At 71.9% G+C, this 10,318-nt stretch carries 9 protein-coding genes; 1 reads left to right on the forward strand and 8 read right to left on the reverse strand.

From position 1 onward, the window contains the following. Nucleotides 1–109: 109 nt before the first annotated feature. The 4 genes from ACFWZ5_RS42045 to ACFWZ5_RS42060 form a co-directional block, all read right to left on the reverse strand. Entirely contained in the window at nucleotides 110–1,378 is a 1,269-nt protein-coding gene (locus tag ACFWZ5_RS42045) for a glycosyl hydrolase (RefSeq protein WP_384805532.1), read from the reverse strand. Nucleotides 1,379–1,424: 46 nt separating this feature from the next. Continuing rightward, nucleotides 1,425–2,246: a carbohydrate ABC transporter permease gene (locus tag ACFWZ5_RS42050; RefSeq protein WP_384805536.1), complete on the reverse strand. Its 822-nt coding sequence runs from the start codon at nucleotides 2,244–2,246 to the stop codon at nucleotides 1,425–1,427. Between the two features lie 80 nt (nucleotides 2,247–2,326). Next, complete coding sequence (locus ACFWZ5_RS42055) at nucleotides 2,327–3,361, reverse strand: carbohydrate ABC transporter permease (RefSeq protein ID WP_384805534.1); 1,035 nt, start codon at nucleotides 3,359–3,361, stop codon at nucleotides 2,327–2,329. A gap of 32 nt (nucleotides 3,362–3,393) precedes the next feature. Continuing rightward, the gene (locus tag ACFWZ5_RS42060) at nucleotides 3,394–4,698 is read right to left on the reverse strand and encodes an extracellular solute-binding protein (protein WP_384805530.1); all 1,305 of its coding nucleotides are present in this window, start codon (nucleotides 4,696–4,698) and stop codon (nucleotides 3,394–3,396) included. Nucleotides 4,699–5,029: 331 nt separating this feature from the next. Here ACFWZ5_RS42060 and ACFWZ5_RS42065 point away from each other — a divergent pair, with 331 nt between their 5' ends. Then, a complete protein-coding gene (locus tag ACFWZ5_RS42065; protein WP_384805528.1) occupies nucleotides 5,030–6,052 on the forward strand; it encodes a LacI family DNA-binding transcriptional regulator in 1,023 nt (340 codons plus the stop codon). A gap of 48 nt (nucleotides 6,053–6,100) precedes the next feature. Here the strand turns inward: ACFWZ5_RS42065 and ACFWZ5_RS42070 are convergent, their stop codons facing one another. The 4 genes from ACFWZ5_RS42070 to ACFWZ5_RS42085 form a co-directional block, all read right to left on the reverse strand. Further along, nucleotides 6,101–7,426 (reverse strand): MFS transporter, encoded by a 1,326-nt coding sequence (locus ACFWZ5_RS42070; protein ID WP_384892409.1) that lies wholly within the window; start codon nucleotides 7,424–7,426, stop codon nucleotides 6,101–6,103. Continuing rightward, nucleotides 7,423–8,040, reverse strand: a complete 618-nt coding sequence (locus ACFWZ5_RS42075; protein WP_384806494.1) for a helix-turn-helix domain-containing protein — start codon at nucleotides 8,038–8,040, stop codon at nucleotides 7,423–7,425. The genes ACFWZ5_RS42070 and ACFWZ5_RS42075 overlap by 4 nt, the downstream gene beginning before the upstream one ends. Nucleotides 8,041–8,208: 168 nt before the next feature. Beyond that, on the reverse strand, nucleotides 8,209–8,382 hold the full coding sequence (locus ACFWZ5_RS42080; protein WP_384806496.1) for a hypothetical protein: 174 nt from the start codon (nucleotides 8,380–8,382) through the stop codon (nucleotides 8,209–8,211). A 261-nt stretch (nucleotides 8,383–8,643) separates the two neighbouring features. After that, the gene (locus ACFWZ5_RS42085) at nucleotides 8,644–10,140 is read right to left on the reverse strand and encodes an SDR family NAD(P)-dependent oxidoreductase (RefSeq protein ID WP_384806498.1); all 1,497 of its coding nucleotides are present in this window, start codon (nucleotides 10,138–10,140) and stop codon (nucleotides 8,644–8,646) included. Between the last annotated feature and the right edge of the window lie 178 nt (nucleotides 10,141–10,318).

Genomic DNA, 10,318 nt, shown 5'->3' on the forward strand with positions numbered 1-10,318 from the left:
GGGATATGTCAGCCCGTCCGGCGTTTGAGGACCAGGCCGAAGGCCGAGGAAGAAGGGGGTCCGGGGGCGGAGCCCCCAGGGGAAGGGCGGGTGGGTGGGAGGAAAACAGTCAGTGGACGTCGGACGGGTGGAGCACCTCCGTGATGCCGCGAGCCGCGAGGTGGGCGGTGTCCGAGGCCCGCTCGGCCAGGACGAGCGCGGGCCGGACCCCGTCGGCCGCAAGACGGGCGAACGCCTCGAAGACGTCCCCGCCGGGCCCGCACACGGACCGCCGCCCCGCGCCGGGGCCGACGTCGACCACGACGGCCGTACTCCGCACGGCAGGCACCGCCCACCGCTCCTTGGCGAGCCGCGCCAACGCGGCACCCGCCGGCTTCACCCGGCCTTCATTGCTCAGAAGACCCAGGCTGTACTCGAGTTCGGGGAAGTCGGCGAGGGAGCGCGACACGTCGTGGGAGCACCACCACGTCACGCCCCACACGTCCGCGCAGTCGAGCGCGGCGGTCACCGTCGCCTCGGTGAAGGCGGCGGCGTCGGCCGCCGGGATCAGGGGCGCGGGCGCGCCGACCTCCTGGAGCCAGACGGGGCGGCGCGGGTCGTGGGCCCAGGCCTTGGACAGCTCGATGAGATACGCGGCGTGCTGCCCGGTGGCGACCCCGTCCCGCCCGTGCAGCTGCGCCGTGCCGTTGAACACCCAGGAGTGCACGGCGGTGACGGCGCCGAGCCGCGCGGCGTGCGCGGGCGTGAAGGGCTGGTCGTCCTGGTACCAGGCGGCGTCGTACTCGGCGTGCAGGTGCAGGCGTCCCGGCGCGCCCTCCTCGCAGGCGGCGAGGACCCGGCGCAGCCAGGACTCGGCCTGTTCCTGGGTGATGCGGTCGGGGTCGGGGTGCGGCCCGGAGGCGAACTGGTTGATCTCGTTGCCGATGGTCATGCCGATGAAGTTCGGCCGGTCGGCGAGCGCGGCCGCGAGGGTGCGCAGATAGTCCTCCTGCCCGGACACCACGTCCGGGTCGGTGAACAGGTTGCGCCGGTGCCAGGTCTGGGTCCACGCGGGCAGGAAGTCGAAGCTGGACAGATGGCCCTGGAGCCCGTCGACGTTGACGTCCAGGCCACGCTCGGCGGCGGCGTCGGCGAGCTCCACGAGCTGGGCGACGGCGCGGGGGCGGATCAGGGTGCGGTTGGGCTGGAAGTACGGCCAGATCGGGAAGACCCGGACGTGGTCGAGGCCGAGCGCGGCGATGGCGTCGAGGTCACGGCGTACGGCGTCCAGGTCGAAGTCGAGCCAGTGGTGGAACCACCCTTCGCTGGGGGTGTAGTTGGCGCCGAAGCGGGGCGTCGCGGCGGCGGGGGCCGTGCCGGACAGGTCGTCTGACGTCATGCGGATCCTGGTTCTCGGGGGTGGTCAGGTCGTACGAGAAGGGGCGTCAGCCCTTGACGGCGCCCTCGCCGACCCCGCGGAAGAAGTACCGCTGCAGGCAGGCGAAGAGCACGATCAGCGGAAGCACGGCGATGACGGTGCCCGCGGCGACGAGGCGCTCGTCGTTGGCGAAGGTGCCGTGCAGATAGTTGAGGCCGATGGTGAGGGTGAACTTGTCGGGGTCGCTCAGGACGATGAGGGGCCACAGGAAGTCGTCCCAGGCGCCCATGAAGGCGAAGATCGCGACGACGGCGAGGGTGCCCCGCACCGCGGGCAGCGCGATGCGGTAGAACCGCTGCCACACGTTCGCCCCGTCGACGAACGCGGCCTCCTCGATCTCGTACGGAACGTTGAGGAACGCGTTGCGCATCAGCAGGACGTTGAGCGCCGAGATGGAGCCGGGCAGCAGCACGCCGATGAGGGTGTTGTTCAGCTCCAGGTCCCGCATGGTCGTGAACTGGGCGATGATGATGCCCTCGACGGGCACCAGCATGGCGAGGATGAAGGCGAGCGTGGCCGCCTTGCGGCCGCGGTAGCGAAGGCGGGCGAGCGCGTAGCCGGCGAGGGCCGCGCCCACGCAGTTGGTGACGACGTTCGCGGCGGCGACCTTCAGCGAGTTGAGCGCGTAGTCCCACACGGGGATGGTGTCGGCGACGCGCTCGTAGTTGTGCAGGGTCGGGTCGGACGGCAGGAACTTCGGCGGTGAGCTGAAGATGTTCTCGTGCGGGCCCTTCAGGGACGTCGACAGCTGCCACAGGAACGGGCCGATCATCAGGGCCAGGACGACGAGCAGCAGGAGATAGCGCAGGGCCAGCTCCCATACGGGCATGCGGCGCCCGTTCTCGTCCCGCACCCGCCACTTCCTGGCGCGCCGCGCGGGGGCCGCCGCCTCGGTGTCCGAGAGGTGCGTCATCGGTCCTCCTTCCGGTCGGCGCGCAGCACGAGCAGCATCAGCGCGACGGTGACGACGAAGATGACGACGGAGATCGCGGAGGCGTAGCCGACCCGGCCGGTGAGGCCGGTGCCGGTGCGCTGGACCAGCATGACGAGCGTGGTGTCCTCGCCCGCGGGCCCGCCGGTCGGGCCCGCCATCAGATACACCTCGGAGAAGACCTTGAACGCGGCCACGGAGGACAGCGCGGCGACCAGGACCATGGTGGAGCGCACGGCGGGCACGGTGACGCTGACGAAGCGGCGGATCGGTCCCGCGCCGTCGACGGCGGCGGCCTCGTGCAGTTCGCGCGGTACGTTCGCGAGCGCCGCCAGATAAATGATCATGTAGTAGCCGAGGCCCTTCCAGACCGTGACGGCCATGGCGGAGAACAGCAGCAGCCACTGGTCGCTGAGGAAGCCGACCTTGTCCGCGCCCACCGCTTCCAGGACGGCGTTCACCAGGCCGCGCTCGTCGAGCAGCCACACCCAGATCAGGCCGACGACCACGATGGAGGCGACCACCGGCGTGTAGAAGGCGGACCGGAAGAACGTGATGCCGGGGAGCTGTTTCTGCACGAGCAGCGCGAGCAGCAGCGGCAGGATCACGAGCGCGGGCACGACGACGAGGACGTACAGGGTGCTGTTGCGCAGCCCGATCCAGAACATCTCGTCGTGCCACAGCTCGCGGAAGTTGGCGAGGCCGACGTACTTGCCCTCCATCAACTGCCGCTTGTCGGTGAAGGAGTTGAGGACCGTGCTGACGAACGGATAGAGGATGAACACGCCGACGATCACGAGGCCGGGCGCGGCGAACAGCCAGGGGCTGGTCGGCAGCTGGCGCCGGATGCGGCGGCCGGTGCGGCCCGTGCGGGCGCCCTGGCCCGCACGGCCGGGGCGCGCGCCCCGCTCCGCCGCGGACGCCCGGCCGGCGGTGAGGGCCGGGGACGCGGCGGAGCCGGGAATCGGGCCCGGAGTCGGGCTGGGACCCGGGCTCGGGCTCGGGCTCTTCATGGCTGTCATGGCTGAGGTTCCCTGGTCGTGGGTCAGCTCTGCTGGAGCAGCCGGTCGCACTGCTTGACAGCGTTGTCAAGCGCTTCCTCGGGGCTCTCCTTGCCCTGCAGGGCCTTGGCGACGGAGTTGCGGAGCGCGACCTTCATCTGCTCGCTGAACAGCACGGGCGTGTAGTTCACCGCGGTCTTCAGGGACTTGGCGGCGGCGATCCGCACGCGCGTCTCGTCGGTGCCGTCCTCCTTGGTGAAGTACGGGTCGTCGAGGGAGCCCTTGGTGCTCGGGAAGATCGCGACCTTCTTGGCGAAGGACATCTGGCGCTGCGCGTCGGTGACGTAGTGCGCGAAGGCGACGGCGGCGGGCGTCCGCTTGGTGCGCTTGTTCACCATCACGCCCATCACGTACATGTTGTCCTTGCCGGTGGAGCTGATCTGCGGCGTGATCCCGATGTTCTTGTAGAGCCCCGGGGCGTCCTTCTTGAACTTCTCCAGGTCGAGGGCGCTGCCCGGGTTCATGGCGACGGCCTCGGTGAGGAACTTCTTGCCGGTCGACTCCGGGGTCGCCGTCAGCGCCTGCGGGTCCAGGGCCTTGGCGTCGTACAGCTTCTTGTACTCGGTGAGCAGCTCGACGCCCTTCGCGTCGTTGAACGTGAAGGCGGTGCCCTCCTTGTTCATCAGCGGGACGCCGTAACGGCCGAAGTCCTCGATGGTGGGCACGTTGGCGAGCGTGGCGATGTCGCCCTTGCTCTTGTCGGCGATCTTCCGGGCGTCGGCGAAGAGTTCGGCGTAGGTCTTCGGCGGCTTGTCCGCGTCGAGGCCCGCGTCCTTGAAGAGCCGCTTGTTGTAGAACAGCGGCCCGGTGTTCAGGTACCAGGGGAAGGCGTACGTGCCCTCCATGCCCGGGACCTGGTGGCTCTTCCAGGCGCCCGGCAGATACTCCTTCTCGTACTTGCCCGCCGACTTGTCGAGGTCGAGCGCGATGCCCGCCTTGGCGAGCGGCGCCACCAGGTCGGGCGAGACGTTCACGACGTCGGGCAGGGTGCCGCCCGCGGCGTCCGCGCTGATCTTGTCGGCGTAGCCCTCGCCGGGCTGGTCGACCCACTTGACCTTCGCGTCCGGGTACTTCTCCTCGAAGTCGTCGATGACGCCTTCGAAGTACGACTTGAAGTTGGCCTTCAGATTCCAGGTCTGGAAGGTGATCTCGCCTTCGACCTTGCCGGAGGCGTCGGTCGAGCCGCCGTCGTCACCGCCGCCGCAGGCGCTCAGGGCGAGCAGGGAGGCGACGGCGGCGGCAGCGGTGACCGCCCTGCGGGAACTGCGGGGTATCCGGGAATGACGCACGGTGAACGGCTCCTTTGCTCGGCCCGGCGTGTGGCGGCGCGCGCCACCTGAGGCGGTGGCGACCGCGGAGAATCGCGCCGAGGCAGACCCTGCATGGAGTTCCGGTGAAAAGTCAATGGATTGGTGACGATTCGCCTTGTCCGAGGCTGACGGGACTGGCTAACTCGCAGGTCAGAGAGGTTTGTTGAAAACCTTGCGAGCAACAGCTAATGCGCTTTAGGGTGTGCGAGCTCAAGCGCATTAGTACGCCTGGCTGCCGTGCCGTGCGTACTCCGCAGGCGGAAAGGGGCAACGGGTGCAAGGCAAGCGGTCACCGGCACGCCGGCCGACCATGAAGGACATCGCGCGGCGCGCCGGGGTCTCCGAGAGCGCCGTCTCCTTCGCGCTCAACGACCGTCCCGGCGTCTCCGCCGTGACCCGCGACCGGGTGCGCCGCGTCGCCGAGCAGCTGGGCTGGCGCCCGAGCACCGCGGCGCGCGCCCTGTCCGGCGAGGGCGCGGCGACCGTCGGCCTGGTGGTGGCGCGGCCCGCCGCGACGCTCGGCGTCGACTCGTTCTTCCTCCAGCTGATCTCCGGCATCCAGGAGGTGCTCGCGGAGCGGCAACTGGGGCTGCTGTTCCAGGTCGTGGAGGACGTCGACGCGGAGTGCGCGGCGTACCGGCGGTGGTGGGCCGAGCACCGCGTCGACGGGGTCCTCGTCGTCGACCCGCGCACCGACGATCCGCGCACCGCGCTCCTGGCGGAGCTCGGCCTGCCCGCGGTGGTGACCGGGGGCGTGCCCGATCCCGAACGCCCGCCGCGCCCCGGCCTGTCCACGGTGTGGGCCGACGACGCGGGCGCGATGGCGTCCGTCGTCGGCCATCTGCACGCGCTCGGCCACCGGCGCATCGTGCACGTCGCGGGCCTGCCCGGCCTCGCGCACACCGAGCGCCGCATCCGCACGCTGCGCGCGGAGGCGGAGCGGCGCGGTCTGAGCGGGGTCCGCTCGGTCACCACGGACTACTCGGACGCCGAGGGCGCGGCGGCGACGCGACGCGTCCTGCGCTCCGCGTCGCCGCCGACGGCCCTCGTGTACGACAACGACGTGATGGCCGTCGCCGGGGTGGCCGCTGCGGCGTCCCTCGGCTTCGCGGTGCCGGACGACGTGTCGGTGGTGGCGTGGGAGGACTCGGCCCTGTGCCGGATGGTGCACCCGTGGCTCACGGCGCTCTCCCGCGACACGGTGTCCTTCGGGCGGACGGCGGCGCGGGAACTCCTCGGGCTCCTGGACGACGGCCCGTCGGGCACGGTGCAAGTGCCGCTGCCGCGGCTCATCGAGCGGGAGAGCACGGGGGCGGCGCGGGTCACGGAGTGAGGGGCGGCCGAGGTGGCCTAGAGGGGGACCGTCGTCCTCCCCGTTCCGTCACCGTGAAGGTGAAGGCACGGACGTGGCCTCGGGGTTGGGCTCGGCGAGGGGTGCGGTGCGGCGGGTCCACAGGAGGGCGCCCGCCAGGAGTACGGCGCCGCCGAGCAGCCAGCGGGCCGCACCGGCCGGGAGGTGGCCCGCGATCAACCCCGTGAGGGCGCCGATGAGTTGCAGCGCGAGCGACTGCACGGACAGGGCGGTGGCGCGGCCCGCGCTGTCGACGCGCCGGTGCAGCAGGTCGTTCTCGTTGGGGCCCGCGGCGCCGAGCCCGACGTAGATGAACCCGTAGCCGAGGGCCAGGAGGACCAGGGCCGCGGGACCCGTGACCGCCGCCGTCGCCCCGAGGAGCAGCAGGCCGCCCGCGGCGGCGCCGAGGCTCACCAGGACGGCCCGCTCGCCGCTGCCCGCGAGCCGAGCCACGCGCGGCGCGAGCTGGCTGCCGGTGGCCGAGCAGAGGAACCCGGCGCAGGCGAGCGCGGCGAAGAGCACCGCACCCGACTCCGGCGCGCCGGTCAGGTCCACGGCCCGGCCGGGCGTCAGGAGTTCGACCGTCACGAGCGCGCTGCCCGCCGCGGCGGCGCTGAGCATGATCCGGCGCACCAGCGCGTCTCCACCGCCCAGGCGGAGCCCGCCGACGATCGCGGCGGGCACGCCGCGCAGGACTCCGCGCAGGGTGGCGGGCGGCCGGGGCTGCTCGGGCAGCGCCGTCAGGACGTACGCGACGAAGGCGAGCTCGACGGCGACGCCGAGCAGCATCGGCAGGGAGAGCGGCAGGACGAGTCCGGAGGTGGCCTCGCTCAGCCGGGCGCCGAGGTCGGGGCCGAGCCCGCTGAGCCAGGGCAGCGCGCCGCCGATCAGGACGCCCACCGCGAGCGCCCCGGTCGAGGCGGTGCTGCCGCGCGCCAGGCCGGTGCGCAGCTCGGCGTCGGGCCCCGCGCTCGCGTGCACCGTGTCGACGTACCACGCCTCCGCCGGACCGCTGGACAGCGCGCGGGCCACGCCCTTCAGGGCCATGGCGAGCGCGAGCACCCAGGCCGTGGTGCCGAGCGCGGCGAGGAGCAGGCCGGCCAGGCCGACGAGTCCGGCGGCGGCGAGGACGGCGCGGCGGCCGACCACGTCGGAGAGGCCGCCGGTGGGCAGTTCGAGCGCGGCGGCGGTCAGGGAGTGCGCGGCGACGCAGCCCGCGACGGCGGCGACCGACAGGCCGCGCTCGGTGAACAGCGCGACCATCGGGGCCAGGGCGAGGCCGATCGGCAGCCAGAACAGGGCGCTGACCAGGGCGTAACGGCGGCATGCGGTACGCGGGTCGAGAGGTCTGCTCACGCCGCACCCTCGGGGTCCGACGCCACGGGCAGCGTCGCCGCGAACACCATCACGTGCTCGGCGTCCGGGTCCTGGGCGTCGCGCTCGGTCAGCTCCGCCAGCTTCCCGTCGAAGACCTCCCACAGCTCGGCGAGCGAAGCGGGGGTGAGGCGGGGCATCGCGTCCGAGATGCCGCCGTGCTCCAGCCACTCCCGCCCGAGCCGTCCGGCGGCCACATCCCGCTCGAAGCGCCCGAGCGACTCCGCCAGGTGCTCGATCTGGCGCCGCGCCATGGTGCCGGCGAAGTCGCGGCCCGCGGCCGTGGCGTCCATCGCCGCGTTGTCCCAGGAGGTCGTGGCGTGCACCGCGCGCCAGCGGCGTTCGCGCCCGTCGCGGTGCTCGGCCTCGGCGACGAAGGCGTACTTGGCGAGGACCCGCAGGTGGTAGCTGGTGGAGGCGGACGACTCACCGGTCTTGACGGCGAGCTCGCTCGCGGTGGCGGGGCCGTCCCTGCGCAGCAGGCCGAGCAGCCTGATGCGCAGGGGGTGCGTGAGGGCCTTCATGGCCATCGGGTCCCGCTCGGGGTCGAGTACGCGACGGTCCCGGGGCGGGTCGTGCTGCTCTTCATGGGCCATGGCGGGAGCGTAGAGCCGATCGGACACTTTCCAAAAGAGTTTTTGCAGAATTTTCTTTGGGAAGTCGGAGACCGATCCGCAAGACCGATCCGCAAGGCTCCTGACCCCCGACGCACGCGTGCCCCCCGCCGGGGTCCGGCGAGGGGCACGGGTGTCGAGCGCGCAGGATCAGTCGATGCCGGGGAGGATGTGCGGCTCCGCGAGGTCGTCCTCGTAACCCGCGAGGCGGATGGGGGCCGCCTTGGCCCAGGCCTCCAGGTTGCGGAGCTTCTGCGGGCGGCCCGCCCGCTCGCCGCCATGCTCGGCCGTTCGCTTCTCCTGCTTCGTCAGATCTGGTGTCACCGCGCACTCCTCCGGGTCGCGTAACGAAAGAACGAGGCACGTGCGTGCCTGCGCTGTCTTCTCGGTCGCGGTGGCGCCGGTTCCGGGCGGGATCGCGGCCGTGGTGGCGAGCCTGTCCCGGGGCGGCGTCGGGGCTCTGGTCGGAGCCCGTAGCCGCCCGTGCGCTCCAGGTTAACCAAATGAGCGCGAGTCTGCTCGATAGCGCTGGAGGAAGGGGTTGATTCCGGACATGCCTTATCGCGCCTCATCGCGGCGCGTTCGTCACCACTTGCCGGGCGCGTAGTCCTTCAGGAAGACGCCGTACAGGTCCTCGCCCGCCTCGCCGCGCACGATCGGGTCGTAGACCCGGGCCGCGCCGTCGACCAGGTCGAGCGGGGCGTGGAAGCCCTCGTCGGCGAGGCGCAGCTTGTCGAAGTGCGGGCGCTCGTCGGTGATCCAGCCGGTGTCGACCGAGGTCATGAGGATGCCGTCGGTCTGGAACATCTCCTGGCCGCTGGTCCGCGTCACCATGTTCATCGCGGCCTTGGCGGCATTCGTGTTCGGGTGCCCCGCGCCCTTGTAGCCGCGGCCGAAGACGCCTTCCATCGCCGAGACGTTCACGACGTACGCGCGTTTGCTCGCCGCCTTCTTCGCGGCCTCGGCCATCACCGGCCGCAGGTTGCTGATCAGGATGAACGGCGCCGTGTAGTTGCACAGCTGGGTCTCGAGGAGCTCCACCGGGGAGATCTGCTCGATGGTCTGGACCCAGGTGTTGGTCTCCACGACGTCCGGGACCAGGCCGCCCGCGTCGATGGCGCTGCCGTCGCGGTGCCGCTCGACGCTGGCGTTGCCCGCGACCAGGGCGAGGTCGGCGACCTTCTGCGCGTCCAGGCCGCTGACGCCGACGGGCAGCGCGGCGAGCCCGTCGACGGCGCCGGAGTTGAACGCGCCGATCACGTGGGAGGCGGGGAGCTCACCGGCGGGCAGCGGCGCGCTCTCGCCCTCGACCAGGGCGGCGTAGGCGGAGGGCAGGCGGCGCACGGTCTGCGTCGCGTTGTTGATGAGGATGTCCAGGGGGCCCTGCGCGGCGACCTGCTCGGCCAGGGTGACCGCCTGCGCCGGGTCGCGCAGGTCGATGCCGACGACCTCCAGGCGGTGCATCCAGTCCGCCGAGTCCTCCATGGCCTTGAAGCGGCGGATGGCGTCCTTGGGGAAGCGGGTCGTGATCGTCGTGTGCGCGCCGTCGCGCAGCAGGCGCAGCGCGATGTACATGCCGATCTTGGCGCGGCCGCCGGTGAGCAGGGCGCGCTTGCCGGTGAGGTCGGCGCCCGCGTCGCGCTTGGCGCGGTTCAGGGCGGCGCACTCCTGGCAGAGCTGGTGGTAGAAGTAGTCGACCTCCACGTACCGCGTCTTGCACGTGTAGCAGGAGCGGGGGCGCTGGAGTATGCCCGCGATCTGTCCGGCCTCGGTGACCGACGACGGCAGGATGCCCTCCGTCTCGTCGTCGATGCGCTGCGCGGAGCCGGTGGCCGTGGCCTCGGTGACGGCCTTGTCGTGGGCGGTCTTGGCGGCCCTGCGCTCCTGGCGGCGGCGCTGCTTCACGGTGCGGTAGATGCCGGCGGTCGCGCGGCGCACGGTGATCGCGTCGGGGTGGTCGACGTCCAGCTTGTCGAGCTCGTCGAGCACGCTGAGGCAGACGGCGAGCCGCTCGGGGTCGATGCCGGGTCCGTACGACGCGGCGCCGGCGCCTTCCTGGTGGCTGTCCTCTGTCACGGTCATCGCCGCTGTCGTTCCTCACCGCAGTCGTGCCGCGGCTCGTCTGGGGTGACCGCGGTAGCTCCAAAGGCGGAACTTTACGTAGCACCGGGCCGGGTCGCCAAACTCACGGGGTCCTCCCACCCGCCCGCCCTTCCCTGGCGTGGGCGCCCGGCCCCGCCATCGGCGCTGCGCGCCTCGC

Source organism: Streptomyces sp. NPDC059003 (genome assembly GCF_042740445.1).
Lineage (GTDB): Bacteria > Actinomycetota > Actinomycetes > Streptomycetales > Streptomycetaceae > Streptomyces.

Excerpts from the sequence above, each read along its gene's own strand:
- ACFWZ5_RS42045 (WP_384805532.1), bottom strand. The coding sequence starts at position 1,378 with ATGACGTCAGACGACCTGTCCGGCACGGCCCCCGCCGCCGCGACGCCC.
- ACFWZ5_RS42050 (WP_384805536.1), bottom strand. The coding sequence starts at position 2,246 with ATGCCCGTATGGGAGCTGGCCCTGCGCTATCTCCTGCTGCTCGTCGTC.
- ACFWZ5_RS42055 (WP_384805534.1), bottom strand. The coding sequence starts at position 3,361 with ATGAAGAGCCCGAGCCCGAGCCCGGGTCCCAGCCCGACTCCGGGCCCG.
- ACFWZ5_RS42065 (WP_384805528.1), top strand. The coding sequence starts at position 5,030 with ATGAAGGACATCGCGCGGCGCGCCGGGGTCTCCGAGAGCGCCGTCTCC.
- ACFWZ5_RS42075 (WP_384806494.1), bottom strand. The coding sequence starts at position 8,040 with ATGGCCCATGAAGAGCAGCACGACCCGCCCCGGGACCGTCGCGTACTC.
- ACFWZ5_RS42085 (WP_384806498.1), bottom strand. The coding sequence starts at position 10,140 with ATGACCGTGACAGAGGACAGCCACCAGGAAGGCGCCGGCGCCGCGTCG.